A 24,110-nucleotide genomic window follows, 5' to 3' on the forward strand; every position below is an offset into this window, starting at 1 on the left:
CATGACCGACCAGACCGCACTCCAGTACACGGCCGACCACGAGTGGCTCCTCGTCGAGGGCGACACCGTCACCGTCGGCATCACCGACCACGCCGCCGAGCAGCTCGGTGACGTCGTCTACGTCGAACTCCCCGCCGTCGGCACCGCCACCACCGCCGGCGCGCAGATCGGCGAGATCGAGTCCACCAAGAGCGTCGGCGAGCTCTTCGCGCCGATCGAGGGCGAGGTCATCGCGGTCAACGACGCCGTGGTCGACGCCCCCGACACCGTCAACCAGGACCCGTTCGGCACGGGTTGGCTCGTGAAGATCAAGGTCGAGGGCACCTCGTTCCCCGAGGACCTGATGGACCACGACGCGTACCGGGCGTCCATCGCATGACCGGCACCGACGACCAGCAGGTGTTCCAGAACCTGCAGACCTCCTTCGCCGACCGCCACATCGGCACCACCCCGGCCGACCAGCAGACCATGCTCGACACCGTCGGTCAGACGTCGCTCGACGCCCTGGTCCGCGCCGCGATCCCCGAGTCGATCCACGCGGCACCCGTCACCGACTCGGTGATCCCCGCCGCCGTCGGTGAGACCGAGGCGCTCGCCGAACTGCGGGCGAAGGCCGGACGCAACACCGTCCGCCGCGCCATGATCGGCCTCGGCTACCACGGCACCCACACGCCCGCGGTGATCCAGCGGAACGTGCTCGAGAACCCGAGCTGGTACACGGCCTACACGCCGTACCAGCCGGAGATCTCCCAGGGCCGGCTCGAAGCGCTCATCAACTTCCAGACGATGGTCTCCGACCTGACGGGCATGGCCACCGCCGGTGCCTCGATGCTCGACGAGGGCACCGCCGTGGTCGAGGGAATGCTCCTCGCCCGCCGCGCGTCCAAGGTGAAGGGCGACGCGTTCCTCGTCGACGACGACCTGCTGCCGCAGACCCGCGCGCTGCTCGACCACCGCGCGGACGCCGTCGGCATCACGCTGCGTGCGTTCGACCCCATCGCCGGACCGACCGACGAGCAGCTCGACGGCGCCTTCGGCGTGATCGTGCAGTACCCCGGTGCCTCCGGCCGGATCGTCGACCCGTCGTCGATCATCGAGCGCGTCCACGCCGGGGGCGGCATCGCCGTCGTCGCGGCCGACCTGCTCGCCATGACCCTGCTCGCCAGCCCCGGCGACCTCGGCGCCGACGTCGCCGTGGGGACGAGCCAGCGCTTCGGTGTCCCGCTCGGCTTCGGCGGCCCGCACGCCGGGTACCTCGCCGTCCGCGCCGGACTCGAGCGCCAACTGCCCGGTCGCCTGGTCGGGGTGTCCTTCGACGCCGACGGTGCGATGGCCTACCGCCTCAGCCTGCAGACCCGCGAGCAGCACATCCGCCGCGAGAAGGCGACGAGCAACATCTGCACCGCGCAGGTCCTGCTCGCCGTCATGGCCTCGATGTACGCCGTGTACCACGGACCCGAGGGGCTGCGGTTCATCGCGAACCGGGTCGCCCGGACGACGTCGGCGCTCGCCGCGGTCGCCCGTGACGCCGGCCTCCAGGTGGTGCACGACGCGTTCTTCGACACGCTCACCCTGCGGGCCACCGGTCGCGCCGGGGCGGTCGTCGCCGCAGCGCAGGACGCGGACTTCCTGCTGCACCAGGTGGACGAGGACGTGTTCCAGCTCTCCGTCGACGAGACGACCACGCCCGACGACGTCGCCCGACTGGCGGGCGTGTTCGGGGCCGTGGACGTGACCGTCCCCGCGACCGAGGCTGCCGTGCGTGATGCGGCCACGGGCCTCCCGGCCGGGCTGCAGCGCGAGAGCGAGTACCTGACGCACCCCGTGTTCAGCGCACACCGCAGCGAGACCCGCATGATGCGGTACCTGAAGCACCTGGCGGACAAGGACTACGCGCTCGACCGCGGCATGATCCCGCTCGGCAGCTGCACGATGAAGCTCAACGCGGCGACCGAGATGGCGGCCGTGACGTGGCCGGAGTTCGCGAACATCCACCCGTTCGCGCCGCGCGGTGACGTCGAGGGCTACCTCGACATGATCGGTGACCTGGAGTCCTGGCTGGCCGAGGTCACCGGGTACGACACCGTGTCCCTGCAGCCGAACGCGGGCAGCCAGGGCGAACTCGCCGGGCTCCTCGCGATCCGCGGGTACCACCAGGCCAACGGCGACGCCGAGCGCACCGTCTGCCTGATCCCGTCGAGCGCGCACGGCACGAACGCCGCGTCGGCGGTCCTCGCCGGCATGAAGGTCGTCGTGGTCGCGTGCGACGAGAACGGCAACGTCGACCTCGCCGACCTCCGCGCGAAGACGGAACAGCACGCCGACACCCTCGCGGCGCTGATGATCACGTACCCGTCGACCCACGGCGTGTACGAGCACGACATCCGGGAGATCTGCGACGCCGTGCACGACGCCGGCGGCCAGGTCTACGTCGACGGCGCGAACCTCAACGCGCTGCTCGGCCACGCCCGCTTCGGCGACTTCGGCGGCGACGTCTCGCACCTCAACCTGCACAAGACCTTCTGCATCCCGCACGGCGGCGGCGGACCGGGTGTCGGTCCGGTGGCGGCGAAGGCGCACCTCGCGCCCTACCTGCCGGGGCACCCGTTCGCGCAGCAGGCCGACCGCCGGCCCGGCTCGACCGCGGCCGACGCCGACGGCCGACTGGCGCACGCCGGTGGCCCGGTCAGCGCGGCACCGTACGGCAGCCCGAGCATCCTGCCCATCACCTGGACCTACGTCCGGATGATGGGGCTCGAGGGCCTCACCCGTGCGACCGAAGCCGCCGTGCTCGGGGCGAACTACATCGCGGCACGACTGCGCGACGCGTTCCCGGTGCTCTACACGGGCGACGACGGGCTCGTGGCGCACGAGTGCATCCTCGACCTGCGGCCCCTGCGCGACACCACCGGCATCACCGTGGACGACGTCGCGAAGCGTCTGGTCGACTACGGCTTCCACGCCCCGACCATGTCGTTCCCGGTCGCCGGCACCCTGATGGTGGAGCCGACGGAGAGCGAGGACCTGGCCGAGCTCGACCGCTTCGTCGACGCCATGCTCGCGATCCGGGCCGAGGCCGCGGCGGTCGAGCGCGGGGAGTGGCCGGCGGACGACAACCCGCTCGTGCACGCCCCGCACACGGCGTCGTCGGTGATCTCGGGGGAGTGGGCGCACGCCTACACCCGCGAGCAGGCCGTCTACCCGCTGCCCGGCATCAGCGGCCGCAAGTACTGGCCGCCGGTCCGCCGGATCGACCAGGCGTACGGCGACCGCAACCTGGTGTGCGCCTGCCCGCCGGTGGAGGCGTTCGCGTAGCGACCTGCGTCCTCGACGCACCACCGAGACGACGGGAGGCCCGTGGCGGATCCGCCACGGGCCTCCCGTCATCCCTCGGTCAGGTCACGCGACCGGTGTGACGGGCAGGTGCTCCGCCCACCACGCGAGGACGTGCTCGAACCGCTGCACGCGGTGCCACGGCGAGCCGGAGCGGGAGAGCTCGTGGCCCTCGCCCGGGAACACGAGGAACGACGCGTCGACCCCGGCGCGGCGGAGCGCGACGAACTGGCGCTGCCCCTGCTCGATCGGGCAGCGCCAGTCCGCTTCCGAGTGCGCGACCATGAACGGCATCGTGACCTGCGCGGCGTACGTCAGCGGGCTCCGGCGACGCTGCTCCTCGGGGTCGGCGCCGACGTAGGCGTCGGCGAAGTACCAGCCGATGTCGGAACTGCCCGCGAACGAGTCCCACGCGTTCACGGCGCGTTCGCTCCACGCGGCGACGAACCGGTCACCGTGGTGGGCGGCGACCCAGCTCGTCATGAACCCGCCGTACGAGCCGCCCATGATGCCGACGCGGTCCGCGTCGAGGTCGGGGCGCTCGAGCGCCGCGTCGAGCAGGGCGAGCACGTCGTCGACGTCGACGGTGCCCATCGCACCGATGACCGCGCGGCCGTGGTCGAGGCCGTAGCCGGCAGACCCGCGCGGGTTGCCGAGGACGACGGCGTACCCGGCACTGGCGTACACCTGCGCCTCGTCGAAGAAGGCCCAGGTGTCCTGGCCGAACGGTCCGCCGTGCACCACCCGGAGGACGGGGTGCGGGCCGTCGCCCTCGGGCAGGACGACCCAGCCGTGCACCGGGGTGCCGTCGGCAGCGGTGCCGGTGAGCTCCTCGATGCGGCGGACACCGGGGGCGGACGCCTCCGTCCGGAGCGGAGCCGCGTAGTCGGTGAGGATCGTCGGCAACGCATCGTCGGATGCCGTGAGGTCGACCACGTGCACCTCGCCGGGCGAGTCCGTCGTGGCCGCCGTGGCGACCAGGACGTCCCCGTCGACGTCGAAGCCCGAGACGACCAGACGGCCCCCGAGGACGACCCCGAGCTCGTCGAGCCGGAGCGGCGCCGTCGTTCCGGCGGGGACACGACGCACGGTGACGGTCCCGCGGTCGAGCACCGCGACGAGGACGTCTCCGCGGTGGAGCACCGGCGTTCCGGTGACGTCGACCGTTGCCCGTGCGGTCAGTCGGATCGGATCGGAGCCGTGCGCCGCGACCCAGAGGCCCTCGGGTTCGGCGACCAGGCGGCCGTCGAGGTGCGACGCCCCGATGTAGTACACGGTGCCGTCCGGGGCCGTCGCGATCGCGCTGACGGAGCCCTCGGTCCGGATCGCGAGCGTCATCGTGCCGTCGGACGCGTCGACGCGGTACAGGTCGTCGTCGTGGGTCTCGCGTGCACCGAGGTCACGCGGGGCCACGACGAGGAGCGCGCCGCCGTCGGGGTACCAGGCCGGAGCGGAGACCGAGCACGGCGCACTCGTCAGCGGGGCGTCCACCGGCGCCGCGGCGGGGTCGGTGACGTCGACGACCACGATCTGCTGCAGCTTGTCGAGCAGGTACCCAGTGCCGTCGACGTGGAAGTCGAGCCGGGAGACGAGCCGGGGTGCCTCGGCGTTCGGTGCCGGACGACGGTCGGCACCGGGGACCGTCGAGCCGTAGCGGCCCGGTTCGGGGAAGCGTGCGGTGACCGCGACCCGCGTCGAGTCGGGCGACCAGACCGGGGTGCCGGCGCCGAGCGGCAGGGCGGTGACGATGCGGGCCTCGCCGCCGTGCACCGGTGCCACGGCGAGCTGCGGGTGCGCGACCCCGTGGTCGTCCTCGACCGACCGGAGGAACGCGAGCGCGCGCCCGTCCGGGGACAGGACCGGTGACGAGTCGCGGTCGCCGGAGGTCCAGCGGACCGCGCCCGCAGCGGTCACGCGCTCGATGGTGCTGCGGGAGGCATCCTGCTCGAGGTCCGGACGGGAGACCGCGACGAAGGCCGCTCCGGTGCTCCCGGGATCACCGCTCACGGTGGGGGAGGAGGGGACGTGGAGATGGGGGATGTCGTTCGCGAGCACGTGTTCACGGTACGGCTGGTGGAGGGTGGATGCCCGGGTCCTGAGGGGGACTCGGGACAGGTGTTCCTTGCACAGAACTGTGTCGCAGTGCAACGAATTTCATGCAGATGCAACAAAAGCGCGAGGGCGTTCAGCGAGCGCGCGAATCTTGCATCCTCTCGCAAGGATCGTGCAAGTTGGTTACCGGCTTGTAACCGTTCGCTCCAGGGTTTGGAGGCTGCTGTCCACCTTGCCTACAGTGCAGATGTCAAACGCGCCCGGGCGACACCGCTGTGCCCTGCGCGTCCCATGCACCAGGAGGAACCTTGATCAAGAAGCGCGCCGGGCTTTCCGCCCTCGCCGTGCTCGGGGCCACAGCACTCGCCCTGACCGCCTGCTCCAGCAACAGCTCCGACGGGGGTGGCTCGGGCTCGGCGAACGCGTCCGGGATCGTCACCACCAACGGCAGCGAACCCCAGAACCCGCTGATCCCGTCGAACACCACCGAGACCGGTGGCGGCAAGATCATCGACTCGCTCTTCGAAGGCCTCGTCTCGTACGACGCCGACGGCAAGCCGGTCAACGAGGTCGCCAAGAGCATCGACACCGATGACTCGAAGACGTTCGACATCACGCTGAACACCAACTACACCTTCACGAACGGCGAGAAGGTCACGGCGGAGTCGTTCACCAAGGCGTGGAACTGGGCAGCCCAGAAGTCGAACGCCCAGGGCGCCAGCTACTTCTTCGAGAACATCGAGGGCTACAACGCCGACAAGGACTCGGAGCTCACGGGCCTCAAGGTCGTCGACGACGACGAGTTCACCGTCACGCTGAAGTCGGCCCAGTCGGACTTCCCGCTGTCGCTCGGCTACTCGGCCTTCGTGCCGCTGCCGTCCTCGTTCTACGACGACACCAAGGCGTTCGGTGAGAACCCGATCGGCAACGGTCCGTACAAGCTCGACGGCAAGAAGGCCTGGACGCACAACCAGTCCATCAAGCTCGTCACCAACAAGGACTACGAGGGCAAGCGCAAGCCGAAGAACGGTGGTCTGACGATCACGTTCTACGCCTCGCAGGACACCGCGTACTCCGACGCGCAGGGCGGCAACCTCGACGTCCTCGACGCCGTGCCGGACAGCGCCTTCAAGACCTACAAGTCCGACTTCCCGGACTCGAACGTCAACCAGCCGGCCGCCATCTTCCAGGCGATCTACCTGCCGTACTACCTCGACCACTGGAAGGGCGAGGAAGGCACGCTGCGTCGTGAGGCCGTCTCGATGGCCATCAACCGCAAGCAGATCACCGACAAGATCTTCGACGGCACGCGCACCCCGGCGAAGGACTTCACGTCGCCGGTCATCGCGGGCTGGAACGACGACCTCGACGGCTCCGACGTCCTGGACTACAACGAGTCCGAGGCCAAGAAGCTCTGGGCCGAGGCCGACAAGATCTCGAAGTACGACGACACCCTCACCATCACGTACAACGCCGACGGTGGGCACGAGGCGTGGGTGACCGCGGTCACGAACTCGATCTCGAACACGCTCGGCATCAAGGCCGAGGGCAACGCGATCCCGACGTTCCAGGAAGCCCTGGACCTCCAGACGAACGACAAGCTCACGGGCGGCAGCCGCACCGGTTGGCAGGCCGACTACCCGTCGCTGTACAACTTCCTCGGCCCGACCATGGGTGAGGGCTCGTCGAACAACTACTCGCGGTACGACTCCAAGGAGTACAACGAGCTGCTCGCCGAGGGCCGTTCGGCCGCCACGGTCGAAGAGGGCAACAAGGCCTTCGACCAGGCCCAGGAGCTCCTGTTCAAGGACCTCCCGGAGATCCCGCTCTGGTACTCGAACGTCACCGGTGTCTGGAACGCGGACAACGTGTCCAACGTGAAGTTCGGTTGGAACTCGGTGCCGCTGTACTACGACATCGAGGTCAAGAACTGATCTAGGTCTCCCAGAGACCAAAGCGCGAGCAGGTATCCTGCCTCGCGACCACCGGACGGGGGTTCGGGGACCGCACAGGTCCCCGAACCCCCGTACCTCGGCGGCAACACCTTCCCCCACCACATCGGGCGCCGCCGCCCGTGCCGGACATCCGTGCCGACCCTCGGAACGTCCACCCCTCACCACAATGAACCTGATCGACATCGCTCCGGACCGGGCAGGGATCTGATGCTCTGGTACCTCGGCAAGCGCCTCCTGCAACTCATCCCCGTGTTCTTCGGGGCCACGTTCCTCATCTACTTCATGGTGTTCTCGCTGCCCGGCGACCCCATCGCAGCACTGTTCGGCGACCGCCAGCCGTCGCCGCAGGTCATCGAGACCCTGCGCCAGCAGTACAACCTGGACAAGCCGTTCATCGTCCAGTACCTGCTCTGGATCGGCGGCGTGTTCCGCGGCGACCTCGGCGTGACCTACTCGGGCCTGCCGGTCAGCCAGCAGCTCGCCTCGGCGTTCCCGATCACCGCGCGCCTGGCGATCCTCGCGCTCGTGTTCGAGGCCGTCGCCGGCATCGTCGTCGGCGTCATCGCGGGTCTGCGCAAGGGCAAGCTGTTCGACGCCACCGCGCTCGTCGTGTCGCTCCTGCTCATCTCGGTGCCGACCTTCGTCGTCGGGTTCGTGCTGCAGTACGTGTTCGGCATCAAGCTCGGGTTGTTCCGGGTCACGGTGTCCGGACAAGCGCCGTGGGACGAGCTCGTCCTGCCGGCGATCGTGCTCGCGTCGGTGTCCTTCGCCTACATCGTGCGGCTCACCCGCGCGAGCGTGGCCGAGAACACCACGGCGGACTTCGTGCGCACCGCGACCGCGAAGGGCCTGCCCCGTCGTCGTGTCGTCGGCGTGCACATCTTCCGGAACTCGCTCATCCCCGTGGTGACCTACCTGGGTGTCGACATCGGCAACCTGATGGTCGGCGCGATCGTGACCGAGGGCATCTTCAACATCAACGGTGTCGGCGGCACGGTGTTCCGCGCCGTCAAGCTCGGCGAGGGCCCGACGGTGGTCTCCTTCGTCGCCGTGATGGTCATCATCTTCATGCTCGCCAACCTCCTGGTGGACCTGCTCTACGCCGTCCTGGACCCGAGGATCCGCTATGCCAAGTAACGCCGCACCCCGCTCGGCGACGCACTTCGTCGCCCCGCTCGAGGAAACGCCCCTGCAGGCGATCGACCAGGTCAACGAGGACGAGAAGACCCGTTCCCTCTGGACCGACGCCTGGGAGTCCATGCGGACCCGCCCGACGTTCTGGATCTCCTCGATCCTGATCCTGCTGATCATCGTCGTCGCGGTCTTCCCGGGCCTCTTCGCCCACGTCGACCCGCGTGCGTCGAACCTCGACAACAGCGACGGCGGACCCGAGGCCGGGCACATCCTCGGCTTCACGCGTCAGGGCTCCGACGTCTACGCCCGCGTGATCTGGGGTGCCCAGAACTCGCTCATCGTCGGCATCGTCGCGACGGTCCTGGTGTCGCTCGTCGGCATCGTGATCGGCGCGCTGGCCGGCTTCTACGGCGGCTGGCTCGACACGATCGTGTCCCGCATCGGTGACATCTTCTTCTCGATCCCCACCGTGCTCGGTGCGATCGTGATCATGTCGGTCATCCCCGCGCGGAACGCGATCACCGTCGCGCTCGTGCTCGCGGCGTTCGCATGGCCGCAGATCGCCCGCATCATGCGTGGCGCCGTGCTGAGCGCCAAGCAGGCCGACTACGTCATGGCGTCGGCGGCCCTCGGCGTCAGCCGGTTCAAGACGCTCGTGCGCCACGTCATCCCGAACTCGCTGGCCCCGGTCATCGTGGTCGCGACCGTGTCGCTCGGCACGTTCATCGTGGCGGAGGCGACCCTGTCGTTCCTCGGCATCGGACTGCCGCCGTCGGCCCTCAGCTGGGGTCTCGACATCGGAACGGCGCAGACGTCGATCCGCACCAACCCGTCGACGATCTTCTGGCCGTCGGCCGCGCTGTCCATCACCGTGCTCGCGTTCCTGCTCCTCGGTGACGTGGTGCGCGACGCGCTCGACCCGAAGGCGAGGGCCCGCCGATGAGCGAGACGCTGACCAACCCCACCGGCCGACGCACCAACGCCGGCGGTGCCCCGCTGCTCGAGATCCGCGACCTGCAGGTCGGGTTCAAGACGCAGTCCGGTCTCGTGCAGGCCGTGCGGAGCGTGGACCTCACCCTCGAGCAGGGCGAGCGTCTCGCGATCGTCGGCGAGTCGGGCTCCGGCAAGTCGACGAGCGCCCAGGCGATCATCAAGCTGCTGCCCGGCACCGGCCAGGTCACCGGCGGGTCGATCAAGTTCAACGGGCGTGAGCTCGTCGGGCTGAGTGACAAGGAGATGTCCGAGATCCGCGGGAAGGAGATCGGCTACGTCCCGCAGGACCCGATGTCGAACCTCAACCCGCTGTGGTCGATCGGCTTCCAGGTCGAGGAGGCGATCCGTGCGAACGGCATGGCCACCGGCAAGAAGGCCGTCCGCGACCGTGCGATCGAGGTCCTGAAGGAGGCGGGCCTCGGCGACGCCTCGAACCGTCTCAAGCAGTACCCGCACGAGTTCTCCGGCGGCATGCGGCAGCGCGTGCTCATCGGCATCGGTCTGTCGAGCCGCCCACAGCTGCTCATCGCGGACGAGCCGACGAGTGCGCTCGACGTCACCGTCCAGCGGGTCATCCTCGACCACCTCGAGAGCCTGACCCGCGACTTCGGCACCTCGGTGCTGTTCATCACGCACGACCTCGGCCTCGCCGCCGAGCGGGCCGAGAAGCTCGTCGTGATGTACAAGGGCCAGGTCGTCGAGGCCGGTCCCTCCAAGGAGATCCTGGCGAACCCGCAGCACCCGTACACGCAGCGCCTCGTCGCCGCGGCGCCCTCGCTCGCGAGCCGCCGCATCCAGTCGAAGGTGCAGCACGAGCGGGTCGAGATCGCCGACGCCGGCAGCGACGACGCCGAGCTCATCGCCCGGGCGCAGGAGCGCGAGCACCGCCCCGCCGAGGACCTCATCGTGGTGAAGAACCTCGAGAAGGTCTACAAGCTGCGTGGCAAGAGCCTCGCCACCCGCGAGCTCAAGGCCGTCGACGACGTGTCCTTCGCGATCCCGAAGGGCACCACCACGGCGCTCGTCGGCGAGTCCGGTTCGGGCAAGTCGACCGTCGCCAAGCTGGTGCTGCAGCTCGAGAGCATCACGAGCGGCACCGTGCAGTTCGACGGCATCGACATCGGCGCGCTGAAGGGCAAGGACCTCTTCGACTTCCGCCGCCGCGTGCAGCCGGTGTTCCAGGACCCGTACGGCTCCCTGGACCCGATGTACAACGTCGGGAACACGATCGCCGAGCCGCTCTCCACGCACAAGGTGGGCGACAAGGCATCGCGTCGGGCCCGCGTGCTCGAGCTGCTCGACCAGGTCGCGCTGCCGAAGTCGATGGTCAACCGCTACCCGAACGAGCTCTCCGGTGGGCAGCGGCAGCGCATCGCCGTCGCCCGCGCGCTCGCGCTCAAGCCGGAGGTCATCGTCCTCGACGAGGCCGTCTCCGCGCTCGACGTGCTCGTGCAGGGGCAGATCCTCGACCTGCTGACGGAGCTGCAGACCGAACTCGGCCTGACGTACCTGTTCATCACGCACGACCTCGCGGTCGTCCGCTTGGTCGCGGACAACGTGTGCGTCATGCGCCAGGGCAAGATCGTCGAGAAGGCGACGACCGACGAGGTCTTCGCCGCCCCGAAGGAGCAGTACACGAAGGACCTCCTGGCCGCCATCCCCGGCGCCGGGTTCGAGTTCGGACGCTGATCCTGCTGGACACCACGAACGAGGCCGGGCGTCCCGTCGTCCTCCGCGCTGGTCGCGGAGGCGCCGTGGCGGCCGGCCTCGTCGCCGTCCTGGGCCTCTTCCTGCTGGTCGACGCGGCGGTACGCGGCAGCTGGATCGTCGTGCTCGACGCCGTCGGTCCGATCGCCGTGCTGGTCTGGGTCCTGTGGGTGCTCACCTACCGACCGTGCATCCGCATCGACGACACGGCCGTCACCGTCGTCAACCCGCTCCGCCGCACGGTGGTGCCGTGGCACGCGGTCGCGGACGTCACGCTCCGCTGGCAGATCGTCATCGAGACGGTCGCCGGCCGTCGCCTGCAGTGCTGGGGCGGCCCGTCACTGCCCCGGCCGAAACCGGCCCGGCGCGGTGAGCGTGCGGTGCTGCGCCAGCCGGACGAGATGGTCGTGCTGCTCGACCGCTGGGCGGAGCGGCGTGAGGTCGCCGCGGACAGCGACGTCGTGCGTGGCTGGGACCGCCCCGCCGTGGTCGTCGGGGCGGTCGCCCTGGCGCTCCTCGTGGTCTCGCTGCTCAGCCTGTGGCTGGGGGCCTGACGCGGCTCGCGATCGCGACCACAGACGGACGGGAGGCCCGTTGCCAGCTGGCAACGTCCCTCCCGGCACGGCCGTCGCCCCGCTGGCGCGGTGCGCCGGTACCGGCGGAATGGGCCCACCTCCCGTCCGTCTGCTGGTCACGTCCACCACGTGACCAGCGTCGTCAGACGACCGCGCCCACCCGCTCGGTGAGCAGGTGCTCCTGGTCGGTCTGGATGCAGGCGACGCCGCGGCCGTGCACGTCCTGCAGGCGCGGGTCCACCGTGCGGCACTGCTCCTGCCGGCCCTCGTCGAGCAGCTGGTAGAGCGGGCAGCGGGTGCGGAACCGGCAGCCGTCGATGCGCTCGGTGGGGGAGGGCAGGTCGCCGTCGAGCAGGATCCGACCGCGGGCGGCCTCGGCGGACGGGTCCGGCACCGGCACGGCCGACAGCAGGGCCCGCGTGTAGGGGTGCTGTGGGTCGGAGAACACCTTGTCGCCGTCGCCGTACTCGACGATGCGCCCGAGGTACATGACCGCCACGTCGTCGGCGATGTGCCGGACGACGGACAGGTCGTGCGCGACGAACAGGTACGACAGGCCGAGGCGGTGCTTCAGGTCCTCGAGCAGGTTGATGACACCCGCCTGCACCGAGACGTCGAGCGCGGACACCGGCTCGTCGAGCACCAGGATCTTCGGCTCCACGATGAGCGCGCGGGCGATGCCGATGCGCTGCCGCTGGCCACCGGAGAACTCGTGCGGGTACCGGTCGATGTAGCTCGGCTCGAGCCCGACGAGTTCGAGGACCTCGCGGACCCGTCGCCGGATCTCGTCCTTCGCGACGCCGTGCACCGTCAGCGGCTCACCGATCACCGAACCGATGTCGAGCCGGGGGTCGATCGACGCCATCGGGTCCTGGAACACGACCTGGATGTCGCGGCGGATCGCCAGGCGGTCCTTCGTCGACAGCGACGCGGTGTCGACGCCGTTCACCCGGATGGTGCCCTGCTGGGCGCCGGCGAGCTCGAGGATCTCCATGATCGTGGTGGTCTTGCCGCAGCCGGACTCGCCGACCAGCCCGAGCACCTGCCCGCGCTTGAGCGTCAACGAGATGCCGTCGACCGCGTGCACCTCGCCGATCTGCCGACGGAAGAGCGCGCCCTTGGTGAGCGGGAACGTCTTGACGACGTCGGTGAGCTCGAGGACGACGTCGTCGCCGTGGTCGATCGTCGCCTCGGGGACGTCGTCGGGCCGGGGGAAGATCTCCGACCGTTCGAGGGTGCCGGCGGCGATCTCGTCGCGACGGATGCACGCGGCGGTGTGGTCGTCGAGCAGCGTGCCGTTGCCGATCGTCGGGACGGTCCCGGTCAGGACCGGGTTGTCGCCGCTCTGCGGGACGGTCGGCTCGACCAGCGCGGGCTCGCCGTCGCGGCAGGCGTCGATGACCGCCGGGCAGCGGTCGGCGAACGGGCAGCCGGTCGGCTTCTGCGTGAGCAGGGGCGGGCGGCCCTCGAGCGGGACGAGCCGTTCGGTGCGGGCCGCGGTCATGTTCGGCATCGACCGGAGGAGCCCGATCGTGTACGGCATGACCGGCTCGCGGAAGAGGGGCTCGACCGGTGCCGTCTCGACGATGCGACCCGCGTACATCACGGCGACGCGGTCCGCGTTGCCGGCGACGACACCGAGGTCGTGCGTGATGAGGACCACGGCGGCGCCGGTCATGTCCTTCGCGGTCTGCAGCACGTCCAGGATCTGCGCCTGGATCGTGACGTCGAGCGCGGTGGTCGGCTCGTCGGCGATGATCAGCTTCGGGTCGTTCGCGATGGCGATGGCGATCATCGCGCGCTGCCGCATGCCGCCGGAGAACTCGTGCGGGAACGCGTCGAGGCGCCGCGCGGGGTTCGGGATGCCGACGACGCGCAGCAGCTCCTCGGCGCGGGTGCGGGCGGCGTGCTGGGTGAGGGAGCGGTCGTGCAGTCGCAGCCCCTCGATGATCTGCTGGCCGATCGTGTACACGGGCGTCAAGGCGGACAGCGGGTCCTGGAACACCATCGCGATGTCGCCGCCGCGCAGGCGGGACATCTCGCGGTCGTTCTTGCCCAAGAGCTCTTGGCCGTCGAAGCGGATGCTGCCCTCGACGTGGGCGGACGACGGGAGCAGACCCATCACGGCCATCGAGGACACCGACTTGCCGGAGCCCGACTCGCCGACGATCCCGAGGAACTCGCCGGGGGCCACCGTGTAGTCGACCCCGCGGACGGCGTAGACGGGCTTGGTCTTCGGGTTGAACGTGACCGACAGGTCGGACACGGTCAGCAGCGGCTCAGTCACGGTTGGCTCCGGAGGTGGGGTCGATGGCGTCGCGCAGCGCGTCGCCGAGCAGGCTGGTCGAGAGCACGGTCGCGACGAGGGTCGCGGCGGGCAGGACGAACAGCCACGGGCGGGTGACGGCGGACTGGCTGCCGGCGGCGAGCAGGGTGCCGAGCGAGACGTCGGGGATCTGGATGCCGAAGCCGAAGAAGCTCAGCGAGCTCTCCGCCAGGATCGCGGCCCCGACGCCGAGCGTCGCGTCGATGATGAGCAGGGACGCCACGTTCGGCAGGATGTGCCGTCGGATGATCGTGAACGCCGGCACGCCCATGAACCGGGCGGCCTTGACGTAGTCGCGTTCGCGCAGGGACATCGTCTGCCCGCGGATGACCCGGGCCATGACCATCCAGCTGAACACCGCGAGGCCCACGATGAGCGCCACCCACGTCAGGTTCTTGAACACCGGGCTGAGGAGGACGAGCGCGTAGAACGACGGGATCACGAGCAGCAGGTCGATGACCCACACGAGCACGCGGTCGACCGTGCCGCCGAAGTAGCCGGCGATCGCACCCACGATGCCGGCGATCAGCGTCGCGGCCGGACCGGCGATGAGGCCGATGAGCAGCGACTTCTGCAGGCCGACGAGCGTCTGCGCGTAGATGTCCTGGCCGATGTCATTCGTGCCGAACCAGTGCGCGGCGCTCGGCGGCATGCCGAACGCCAGACCGTCGGAGTCGACGGCGTTCCAGTGGTACAGGTGCGGGCCGACGAAGGCCCACAGCAGGATGAGCAGCAGCGCGCCACCGCCGATGCGGGCGCGCCAGGTGCCGAACACCTTGCGCCAGAGCGGCGTGCGGCCGCCCTTGACCTCGATGACGTGCGCCGGGACACCGGCGTTGCCGTCACCGGGGTCACCGGCGGTGGTCGTGGTTGTCGGGTCGAGAACAGACACGGGTCACACCCTCACTCGCGGGTCGAGCGCGGCGTAGAGCAGGTCCGCGAGGGTTCCTGCGATGAGCACGAGGATCGCCGTGAAGAGGATCGTGCCCGATGCCGCGTTGATGTCGTTGTTGGTGATGCCCTGGACGAAGTACTCGCCCATGCCGTGCCAGCTGAAGACCAGCTCGGTGATGCTCGCGCCGGTCAGGATCAGCCCGAACGAGTACGCGAAGAACGTCGACATCGGGATGAGGGCGACGCGGACGCCGTGGCGCATGATGGCCGATCCGCGCGTCCGGCCCTTCGAGCGCGCGGTGCGGATGAAGTCGTTCGACAGCACGTCGAGCATCGCGGAGCGCTGGTACCGCGAGTACGTGGCGACGGCGCCGATGGTCAGCGAGATCGTGGGTAACAGCAGGTGGATCAGCCGGTCGCCGAGCACCGGGAAGAACCCGTTCACGCCCGGCGTGTACTCACCCGTGAACCGGATCACCTGGGTGCCGAGGCCCTGGTTCATCGCGGTCGCCAGGATCATCAGGACGACGGCGATGACGAAGGTCGGGGTGGCGAGCACCGCGAACGACAGGTACGTCGAGACCTGGTCCGACGTGCGGTACTGGCGGACGGCGTTCCACACGCCGAGCAGCACACCGAGGATCGCGCCGAGCAGGGTGCCGATGACCAGCAAGCGCAGGCTCGTGCCGGAGCGGGCGACGATGTCGGCCGTGACCTCGGTGCCGCGCGTGCTCATGCCGAGCGACCCGTGCGTGACGAGGTTCGACCACCAGGTCCACGTCCGGACGATCAGCGGGGTGTCCGGATCCGCGCCGAGCTTCCGCAGGGACGCGTCGATCGTGCCCTGCGGTACGGCCGGGTTGCGGCCCAGGAACCGGGCAGCCGGGTTCAGCGTGGTGCTGGCGAGGATGTAACCGAGGGTCGTCGCCACGATCGTCAGGACGATGTAGTTGACGATCCGCTTTGCGATGAAGGCAAGCATGTACTGGGACCTCGTGGGGTGCGGCCATCCGTCCGGACGGCGTTGTCGGTGGCGACAGGTTAGCCGTTCGCGGCGGGCGGGTGGGACATCGGAAGTGACGCTATGCAACATTCGTTACGAGCATGTTTCGATTCCCCACATCAACCCTTGTGGTGCCTTCGGATGTGACTAGGGTTCTCAACCAACAGGCGTGGCGGCGGGGGTCGTCGCGTTCCAGCGCGAAGAGCGCGAACCACAACGAAAGGGAATCCTCGCCATGCGAAAGAGGATCAAGGGCATCGCCGTGCTGGCCACCGCTGCGGCTGCGGCCGTCGTGCTGGCCGGCTGCTCCGGCGGTGGACAGGCGGGCAACAGCAGCTCCGCAGTCGCCGAGTCGTCGCTGAAGTCGACCGGCTGGACCGTCGCGGACCGCGCGGACGTCAAGGACGGCGGGTCGATCACCCTGCCGATCGACACCTCACCGGCGAACTTCCAGATCAACAACCTCGACTCCGGGACCGTCGACGACCAGGCGATCTCCGGGACCTACCTGCCGAGCTTCATCCAGTTCAAGGAGAACGGTGAGTGGGAGGCGAACAAGGACTTCGCGACCTCGGTCGAGCTGACCAAGGACTCGCCCCAGACCGTCGAGATCAAGATCAACCCGAAGGCCGTGTGGTCCGACGGCACCCCGATCAGCGCGAAGGACGTCATCGCCAACTGGAAGGCGCTGAACGGCACGAACAAGGCCTTCGCGCCCCTCGCCACCAACGTGTGGGAGGACGTCGACTCGGTCAAGCAGGGCTCGGACGAGCGCGACGTCATCATGACGTTCTCGAAGACGAACGCCGACTGGGCGAGCGTCCTCGGCTCCATCTACCCGTACTGGGCCGTCGACACCCCCGAGCACTTCAACACGGCCTGGGCCAAGGGTCCGTACGCCGCTGACGGCAAGACCTACGTCTCCGGTGGCCCGTACATCGTGAAGTCCTTCGACGCCAACGGCGGCGTCCTCACCTTCGAGAAGAACCCGAAGTGGTGGGGCGACGAGGGCAAGCTCGACACCATCGTCTTCAAGACGGTCTCGCGTGACGGTGTCGCGCAGGCGTACGGCAACAAGGAACTCGACGCGTTCAACCTGAACGGCAGCGCCGACAACCTCAAGACGGCGAACTCTCGTTCGGACTCGAAGATCGAGCGCTCGCTCGGCACCACGCAGCGGCAGATCACGCTGAACGGCACCTCCGACGTCTTCAAGGACCAGGACGTGCGCCAGGCGTTCGCGCAGGCCATCAACCGCAAGGTCCTCGCCCAGGCGATCCTGTCGCCGGTGAAGAGCCCGGGTGACGTGCTCAACAACCTGACGTACCTGCCCGGCCAGGAGGGCTACCAGGACGACGTGTCGAGCGTCTACGGCTACAGCACCGACAAGGCGAAGTCGAAGCTCGAGGACGCCGGCTGGAAGGTCGGTTCGGACGGCTACGCGACCAAGGGCGGCAAGGAACTCGACGTCCGCTTCGTGATCCCGTCGGACAACCCGAACTCGGCGAACGTCGCGCAGCTCGTGCAGCAGCAGACGAAGCTCGCCGGCTTCAAGGTCACGATCGACACCGTGCCCTCGGACGACTTCTTCACGAAGTACATCACCACCGACGGCCGTGACTTCGACGCCACGTACTTCGCGTGGCAGGGCACGCCGTTCCCGATCTCGTCGCTCAAGTCGATCTACTACCCCGCCGACGCCGGCCAGAACTACACCGGTGTGACGGACGACTCGCTCGGCGCGGCATGGGACAAGGCGAACGCCGAGCTCGACCCCGATGCCCGCATCAAGGACGCGCAGGCGATCGACAAGAAGATCGTCGCCGTCGCCGGCACCATCCCGCTGTTCGCCGAGCCGTACGCCTGGGGTGTCCGCAAGGACCTCGTGAACTACGGGCCCGCGCAGTTCCAGCAGTACTCAGTCAAGTGGCAGGACGTGGGCTACACCAAGTAGTCCCGCGGTCGCACGACCCGCAACGACACCCCCGACGTCGCACGACGTCGGGGGTGTCGTTCTGCGTCGGCGGGGGAGTGGACGTCGGGATCTACAGCCGGGCCGCCGCGAGCGACGCCGCGATCCCGAGCACGACGAACGCCAGGATCGTCCACCCGTGCACCCGGTGGGTGATCGGCGCCGCGACGACGGTCGCCGGAGGCGGGCCGTCCTGCGGTGCCGGTGCGGGCACGAGGGCCAGCACCAGCGCGGCCGCAGCGTCGACGTCGAGGTGATCCGGGCCTCCCGGTCGGCCCTGGACCTGCGCGGTGAGCCGCGCGGTCGGGCGGGTCGCGATCCACACGCGGCGGACGCCCTCGCTCGAGACGACCTCGATGCCGTACTTGGTGCGCACCTCGGTGACGCGCGACCACGTGTAGGTGCTGGTGCGGCGGACGTCCACGATCCGCAGGTGCTCGGGCGTCAGCTCGATGCGCGGACGCCAGAGCGCGGCCCACGCCACGAACGCGATGCAGATGCTCGGGACCGGCACGAGCCAGGGGTTGCTGCCACCGAGCAGCGCCAGGGGGACGAGCGCCACCGCGACCACCCAGAGGACGAGGGCGAGGCGGCGAAGACCCGGGGCGACGATGGTGGTGTGCACCGGACGAGGTTACGAGATGCCTCCCCGGGAACGCCCGGGGAGCGGGTGTGACACACCAGCGCGTATCTCCGGACGACCCGATTCCCCGGGGAGGCAGATCCTGTTCGGACCTCTCGTGCGGACAATGGTCGTCGCCCCCAGTTCGGGTGTCAATACCCCATGGCGACGGATTCGGGAAACCCCCACGCCGGGAACGGCGTCAGTCGCGGGATCCGGTCACGAGACGAGCAGTTCGATCTGTTCGCGGATCGTCTCGGCCTTCGGGAACCGGAGGCCGACCAGGCCGACGTGCCGCCAGCGCACGACCCCGTCCGGGCCGATCACGAACACCGACCGGCGCAGTCCGATCCCCGGCGCACGCACGCCGTAGTCGCGGATCACCGAGCCGGCGGTGTCGCTCAGCAGGGGGAACGTGAGCGAGGAACCGCGCGCGAACGTCTCGTGCGAGTCGAGGGCCTGCGGGCTGATGCCCCACACCACGGCGCCGAGGTCGTCGAACTCGTCGAGCTCGGCCTGGTAGCTGCAGAGCTGCGCGGTGCACACGGCCGTCGCGTCGCCGGGGTAGAAGGCGAGCACCACGGTCCGGCCGATCTCCGACGACAGGTCGTACTCGTCGTCGGTCCGTACCCCGTCGCGGACGATCATGCCCGGCAGGGTGAACGTCGGCGCGGACTCGCCGACCTCGGGGATGCTCATGTGCTCACGGTAGGGGTGTGTCTAGGAGAACAGCTGGGGGAACGCGTTCGCGACCCAGGGGTAGCCGATGAACACCGCGGCGTCGAGCAGGCAGTGCGTGACGATCAGGGGCATCAGTCGGCCCCACTTCGTGTAGATCCAGCCGAACACGATGCCCATCACGGCGTTGCCGACGAACGCGCCGAAGCCCTGGTACAGGTGGTAGCTGCCGCGCAGCAGTGCCGTCGACAGGATCACCTGCCACCGGCCCCACCCGAGGTCACCGAGCCGGGCGGAGAGGTACCCGATCACGATCACCTCTTCCTGCAGGCCGGAGCGGATCGCCGACAGCAGCAGGACCGGCACCGTCCACCAGTAGGAGTTCAGGGCGGCCGGGTCGACGTCCACCGTGATGCCGAGGGCGCGCCCGGCGAAGTAGAGGGCGAGCCCCGGGATCCCGATGCAGAGTGCGATGAGCGCCGGGCCGCCCAGGTCGGGCTTCACGCGGAAGCGGTCGATGCCGAGCCGGGCCAGGTGCGGGCGCGAGGTGCTCCACAGCAGGAAGCAGACGAGCGCGACCGGCGCCAGGTCCACCGCGATGCCGAGCAACTGCCGGGCCAGGTCGACGTACTGCACCGTCGTCGACGACGTGTTGAGCGCCGTCGACTGCTCACCGAGCGGGGTCGTCTGCGACAGGTCGTCGATGATCTGCAGGATCGAGTACAGCGCGCTGGCACCGAGCGACAGGAGCAGCACGATCGCGATCTCGACCCACGTTCGCCGTCGGCTCATGCGGAGTACTCCTGTCGGTTGCGAACTACCGGTAGACTGGCGTGTCGGGCGTTCTGCCCACGGGTGCGGTGCTGTCAAATCACTGGCCCGACACTCTCCCAGAAATTGAAGGATGTCCTGTATGGCGCTCGCCACCCGGTCCGACCTGCGCAACGTCGCCATCGTGGCACACGTCGACCACGGCAAGACCACCCTCGTCGACGCGATGCTCACGCAGACCAACTCGTTCGACGCCCACTTCGAGGGCGAAGACCGCATGATGGACTCGAACGACCTCGAGCGCGAGAAGGGCATCACGATCCTCGCGAAGAACACGTCGGTGCTCTACAACGGCAAGCACGCGACCGAGTTCGGCGCGGACGGCCCCATCACCATCAACGTGATCGACACCCCGGGTCACGCCGACTTCGGTGGCGAGGTCGAGCGCGGCCTGTCCATGGTCGACGGCGTCGTGCTGCTGGTCGACGCGTCCGAGGGCCCGCTGCCCCAGACGCGCTTCGTGCTCCGCAAGGCGCTCGCCGCCAAGCTCCCGGTGATCCTGCTCGTCAACAAGACGGACCGCCCCGACTCCCGCATCGACGAGGTCGTCTCCGAGTCGCAGGACCTGCTCCTCGGCCTGGCGTCCGACCTGTCGGACGAGGTCGACGACCTCGACCTCGACGCAATCCTCGACGTCCCCGTGGTCTACGCCTCGGGCCGTGCCGGTGCCGCGTCGCGCAACAAGCCGGCCGACGGTTCGCTGCCCGACAACGACGACCTCGAGCCGCTGTTCGAGGCGATCCTGCAGCACGTCCCCGCGCCGAAGTACGACGACCAGCACCCGCTGCAGGCCCACGTCACCAACCTCGACGCGTCGCCGTTCCTCGGTCGCCTCGCGCTGCTGCGCATCTTCCACGGCACGATGAAGAAGGGCCAGACGGTCGCGTGGGTCAAGCACGACGGCACCGTCGCGAACGCCCGCATCACCGAGCTCCTCATCACCAAGGCGCTCGAGCGCTACCCGGCCGAGTCGGCGGGCCCCGGTGACATCGTCGCCGTCGCCGGCTTCGACACGATCACCATCGGTGAGACGCTGACCGACCCCGAGGACGTCCGTCCGCTGCCGACCATCACGGTCGACGACCCGGCGATCTCGATGACGATCGGCACGAACACCAGCCCGCTCGTCGGCAAGGTCAAGGGCCACAAGCTGACCGCCCGCATGGTCAAGGAGCGCCTCGACCGCGAGCTCATCGGCAACGTCTCGCTCAAGGTCCTCGACATCGGTCGCCCCGATGCCTGGGAGGTCCAGGGCCGTGGTGAGCTCGCGCTCGCCATCCTGGTCGAGCAGATGCGTCGTGAGGGCTTCGAGCTCACCGTCGGCAAGCCGCAGGTCGTCACGAAGCGTGACGAGAACGGCAAGCTGCAGGAGCCGTACGAGCACATGACGATCGACACGCCGGAGGAGTACCTCGGCGCGATCACGCAGCTCATGGCGGCGCGCAAGGGCCGCATGGAGAACATGACGAACCACGGCACTGGCTGGGTGCGCATGGAGTTCATCGTCCCGTCGCGTGGCCTGATCGGCTTCCGCACGTCGTTCCTGACCGAGACCCGCGGTACCGGCATCGCCAACGCGATCTCGCACGGCTACGACGAGTGGGCCGGCCCGATCCAGACCCGCATCAACGGCTCGATCGTGTCCGACCGCTCGGGTGTCGTCACGCCGTTCGCCATCACGAACCTGCAGGAGCGGATGACGTTCTTCGTCAACCCCACCGAAGAGGTCTACGAGGGCATGGTCATCGGCGAGAACTCGCGCGCCGACGACATGGACGTCAACATCACGAAGGAGAAGAAGCTCACGAACATGCGTTCGGCGAACGCCGACTCCTTCGAGTCGATGACGCCGTCGCGCCAGCTCTCCCTCGAGGAGTGCCTGGAGTTCGCGCGCGAGGACGAGTGCGTCGAGGTCACCCCGGCCGTCGTCCGCATCCGCAAGGTCGAGCTCGACGCGCAGGCCCGCCAGCGCTCGTACGCCCGCCTGAAGCGTCAGGACGCGTAAGCAGCAAGCGACGCGTCGCGTCAGCAAGAGCACGACCTGAGGAGGTCGGGGGTTACGGTGGATGCCGTGACTCTCGACCTCCTCTCGCTGTACCAGGACCTGCACGCCCACCCCGAGCTCGGTTTCCAGGAGCACCGCACCGCGGGCATCGTGGCCGACCGGCTCGCCGAGATCGGTGGCATCGAGGTGACCACCGGCGTCGGCGGTACCGGGGTCGTCGGCGTGCTGGCGAACGGCGAGGGCCCGGTGGTGTGGCTCCGCGCCGACATGGACGGCCTGCCGGTCCAGGAGCGCACGGGTCTGCCCTACGTCAGCCAGCACCGCGGTACCGACGAGGACGGCAACGACGTCCCGACGATGCACGCCTGCGGCCACGACATCCACGTCACCTGGCTGCTCGGCACGCTCGAGCGCCTGGCGGCGACCACGGACGACTGGCACGGCACGGTCGTGGCGGTCTTCCAGCCGGCGGAGGAGGTCATCTCCGGCGCCCGCGCGATGGTCGAGGACGGCTTGGTCGACCGGTTCCCGAAGCCCGACGTGGTGCTCGGTCAGCACTCCGCTCCGGCGCCCGTCGGCATCGTCGCGATCGGCTCCGGTCCGGTGATGGCGTCGAGCGACCGACTGACGGTCACGTTCAACGGCCGCGGGGCCCACGGTTCCGCACCGCAGGCGTCCCTCGACCCGGTCGTCACCGCCGCGTCCGCCGTCGTCCGGCTGCAGACCGTCGTGTCGCGCGAGGTCTCGCCGAGCGACGCCGGGGTCGTCACCGTCGGCAGCTTCCACGCCGGCACCCGCGCCAACATCATCCCCGACCAGGCCGTCATCGAGATCTCGACGCGTGCCCGCAACGAGGAGACCCGCGCTCGGATCATCGCGTCGATCGAGCGGATCGTCCGGGCGGAGAGCGACGCTGGTGGCCTGCCCGAGCCGACGATCGTGCGGTCGCCGGGTGCCGAGGTGACGGTGAACGACGCCGAGTCCGCCGCTCGGGTGTTCGCGGCCGTGAGCGCTGCCGTGCCGGGAGCGCGCGAGCTCGAGATCGGCCTGGCGATGGCGTCGGAGGACGTCGGTCAGCTCGCGACGGCGGCGGGCGTCCCGCTCGTGTACTGGTTCACGGGCATCACCGACCCGGAGCTGTTCCGCCGTGGCGAGGACATCCCGAGCAACCACTCGCCGTTCTACGCCCCGCAGGCCGAGACCGCGATCCCGGTGGGCGTCGACGCACTGGTCGCCGCGACGCGCGCCTACGTCGCCTGACGCTTCCTTCCCATTGCGCGGGCAGTAGGAAGCGGGAACGGGCGTACCTGGTCGAAACGAAGGACCAGGTACGCCCGTTCCGGCCAAGTACGCGCGAAGGGCGGACGGGAGGCACGGGGCGGCCCCGCCGCGCGGGTGACCGTCCCGGGGACAGGACGTTCACAGCCAACTCGCGCCGTGCCTCCCGGCTCACCCGTTACCGTCGGCGCATGCGTTCCCTCCGTACCCCGCTGATCGCCGCCGTCGCCGCCGGCATCGCCCTGGCCGGACTCACCGGTTGCTCGTCCGACGCCGTCGAGCAGGCGACGGACCTCGGGTCCTCGGTCGCCTCGACGGTCGCGGACGGCGTCGCCGGCATCGACGGCAAGGCGATCCAGGACGGCATGTCCTCGGTCGCGGGCGGCATCGACGGCGCGCTCGACACCGCGCTCAAGGGCGCGAACGTGACCTCCGACGGCAAGGTGCCCGACGGCTTCCCGTCGTCCGACGTGCCGCTCGTCGACGGCACGGTGCTCGGCGGGGGAGCGGGCCCGAACGGCTCCGGGTGGGTCGTACAGGTGCGTGCAGGGTCGGTCGACGACTTCACCGCCGCTGCCCAGCAGCTCGCCGACGCCGGGTACACCGAGTCGGCGAAGCGCGCCGACTCGTCGAGTGCGTTCGGGATGTTCCGCAGCGACGGGTACCGCGTCGTGCTCACGTTCTCGGACGGCGACGACGGCGTCACCGCGACCTACATCGTCACGGCCCGCTAGTCCCGTACCCTTGGGGGC

18 protein-coding genes are annotated in these 24,110 nt (G+C 69.5%); 11 read left to right on the forward strand and 7 right to left on the reverse strand.

Features of this window, described 5'->3' with window-relative positions; translation table 11 throughout:
* The first annotated feature begins 1 nt into the window (after nt 1).
* Together gcvH and gcvP are read left to right on the forward strand one after the other, a co-directional pair.
* Nucleotides 2-379 carry a glycine cleavage system protein GcvH gene (gcvH, locus tag ACGH48_RS05005; RefSeq protein WP_123313318.1) on the forward strand — a complete coding sequence of 126 codons (378 nt, stop codon included), beginning with the start codon at nt 2-4 and terminating at the stop codon, nt 377-379.
* Nucleotides 376-3,315, forward strand: coding sequence for an aminomethyl-transferring glycine dehydrogenase (gene gcvP / locus ACGH48_RS05010; protein ID WP_396290413.1), 2,940 nt, complete (start codon nt 376-378; stop codon nt 3,313-3,315). Before gcvH ends, gcvP begins: the two co-directional genes overlap by 4 nt.
* A gap of 84 nt (nt 3,316-3,399) precedes the next feature.
* Here the strand turns inward: gcvP and ACGH48_RS05015 are convergent, their stop codons facing one another.
* Nucleotides 3,400-5,388, reverse strand: coding sequence for a prolyl oligopeptidase family serine peptidase (locus ACGH48_RS05015; protein ID WP_396290414.1), 1,989 nt, complete (start codon nt 5,386-5,388; stop codon nt 3,400-3,402).
* A 305-nt stretch (nt 5,389-5,693) separates the two neighbouring features.
* On the opposite strand from ACGH48_RS05015, the gene ACGH48_RS05020 reads away from it, so the two are divergent.
* The 5 genes from ACGH48_RS05020 (at nt 5,694) to ACGH48_RS05040 (ending at nt 11,728) form a co-directional block, all read left to right on the forward strand.
* A complete protein-coding gene (locus ACGH48_RS05020) occupies nt 5,694-7,319 on the forward strand; it encodes an ABC transporter substrate-binding protein (protein ID WP_123313321.1) in 1,626 nt (541 codons plus the stop codon).
* Nucleotides 7,320-7,547: 228 nt separating this feature from the next.
* Nucleotides 7,548-8,477 (forward strand): ABC transporter permease, encoded by a 930-nt coding sequence (locus ACGH48_RS05025; RefSeq protein WP_123313322.1) that lies wholly within the window; start codon nt 7,548-7,550, stop codon nt 8,475-8,477.
* The gene (locus ACGH48_RS05030; protein ID WP_111084969.1) at nt 8,467-9,417 is read left to right on the forward strand and encodes an ABC transporter permease; all 951 of its coding nucleotides are present in this window, start codon (nt 8,467-8,469) and stop codon (nt 9,415-9,417) included. Before ACGH48_RS05025 ends, ACGH48_RS05030 begins: the two co-directional genes overlap by 11 nt.
* Nucleotides 9,414-11,156: an ABC transporter ATP-binding protein gene (locus ACGH48_RS05035; RefSeq protein WP_123313323.1), complete on the forward strand. Its 1,743-nt coding sequence runs from the start codon at nt 9,414-9,416 to the stop codon at nt 11,154-11,156. The genes ACGH48_RS05030 and ACGH48_RS05035 overlap by 4 nt, the downstream gene beginning before the upstream one ends.
* A 65-nt stretch (nt 11,157-11,221) precedes the next feature.
* Complete coding sequence (locus ACGH48_RS05040) at nt 11,222-11,728, forward strand: PH domain-containing protein (protein ID WP_340197351.1); 507 nt, start codon at nt 11,222-11,224, stop codon at nt 11,726-11,728.
* A gap of 163 nt (nt 11,729-11,891) precedes the next feature.
* On the opposite strand, the gene ACGH48_RS05045 is transcribed toward ACGH48_RS05040, so the two are convergent.
* From ACGH48_RS05045 to ACGH48_RS05055, 3 genes are read right to left on the reverse strand one after another with little or no spacing between them, the layout of a single operon-like run.
* Nucleotides 11,892-14,036 carry a dipeptide ABC transporter ATP-binding protein gene (locus ACGH48_RS05045; protein WP_396290416.1) on the reverse strand — a complete coding sequence of 715 codons (2,145 nt, stop codon included), beginning with the start codon at nt 14,034-14,036 and terminating at the stop codon, nt 11,892-11,894.
* Nucleotides 14,029-14,967 (reverse strand): ABC transporter permease, encoded by a 939-nt coding sequence (locus ACGH48_RS05050; RefSeq protein ID WP_111084973.1) that lies wholly within the window; start codon nt 14,965-14,967, stop codon nt 14,029-14,031. The genes ACGH48_RS05045 and ACGH48_RS05050 overlap by 8 nt, the downstream gene beginning before the upstream one ends.
* Before the next feature lie 3 nt (nt 14,968-14,970).
* Nucleotides 14,971-15,951: an ABC transporter permease gene (locus ACGH48_RS05055; RefSeq protein WP_111084974.1), complete on the reverse strand. Its 981-nt coding sequence runs from the start codon at nt 15,949-15,951 to the stop codon at nt 14,971-14,973.
* A gap of 256 nt (nt 15,952-16,207) precedes the next feature.
* On the opposite strand from ACGH48_RS05055, the gene ACGH48_RS05060 reads away from it, so the two are divergent.
* The gene (locus tag ACGH48_RS05060) at nt 16,208-17,926 is read left to right on the forward strand and encodes an ABC transporter family substrate-binding protein (RefSeq protein WP_396290417.1); all 1,719 of its coding nucleotides are present in this window, start codon (nt 16,208-16,210) and stop codon (nt 17,924-17,926) included.
* A 91-nt stretch (nt 17,927-18,017) separates the two neighbouring features.
* Here the strand turns inward: ACGH48_RS05060 and ACGH48_RS05065 are convergent, their stop codons facing one another.
* The 3 genes from ACGH48_RS05065 to ACGH48_RS05075 all read right to left on the reverse strand — a co-directional run bounded on the left by ACGH48_RS05065 (nt 18,018) and on the right by ACGH48_RS05075 (nt 20,036).
* Entirely contained in the window at nt 18,018-18,569 is a 552-nt protein-coding gene (locus ACGH48_RS05065) for a PH domain-containing protein (RefSeq protein WP_123313327.1), read from the reverse strand.
* 216 nt (nt 18,570-18,785) lie between these two features.
* Nucleotides 18,786-19,265 (reverse strand): peroxiredoxin, encoded by a 480-nt coding sequence (locus ACGH48_RS05070; protein ID WP_123294109.1) that lies wholly within the window; start codon nt 19,263-19,265, stop codon nt 18,786-18,788.
* Between the two features lie 21 nt (nt 19,266-19,286).
* Nucleotides 19,287-20,036, reverse strand: a complete 750-nt coding sequence (locus tag ACGH48_RS05075; protein ID WP_396290419.1) for a CPBP family intramembrane glutamic endopeptidase — start codon at nt 20,034-20,036, stop codon at nt 19,287-19,289.
* Nucleotides 20,037-20,157: 121 nt separating this feature from the next.
* On the opposite strand from ACGH48_RS05075, the gene typA reads away from it, so the two are divergent.
* From typA to ACGH48_RS05090, 3 genes are all read left to right on the forward strand, one after another.
* The gene (gene typA, locus ACGH48_RS05080) at nt 20,158-22,080 is read left to right on the forward strand and encodes a translational GTPase TypA (protein WP_222659974.1); all 1,923 of its coding nucleotides are present in this window, start codon (nt 20,158-20,160) and stop codon (nt 22,078-22,080) included.
* A 66-nt stretch (nt 22,081-22,146) separates the two neighbouring features.
* Nucleotides 22,147-23,340 carry an amidohydrolase gene (locus tag ACGH48_RS05085; protein WP_396290420.1) on the forward strand — a complete coding sequence of 398 codons (1,194 nt, stop codon included), beginning with the start codon at nt 22,147-22,149 and terminating at the stop codon, nt 23,338-23,340.
* A gap of 209 nt (nt 23,341-23,549) precedes the next feature.
* The gene (locus tag ACGH48_RS05090) at nt 23,550-24,092 is read left to right on the forward strand and encodes a hypothetical protein (RefSeq protein ID WP_123313332.1); all 543 of its coding nucleotides are present in this window, start codon (nt 23,550-23,552) and stop codon (nt 24,090-24,092) included.
* Nucleotides 24,093-24,110 lie beyond the last annotated feature (18 nt).

Source organism: Curtobacterium pomorum (assembly GCF_044497295.1).
Taxonomy (GTDB): Bacteria; Actinomycetota; Actinomycetes; order Actinomycetales; family Microbacteriaceae; genus Curtobacterium.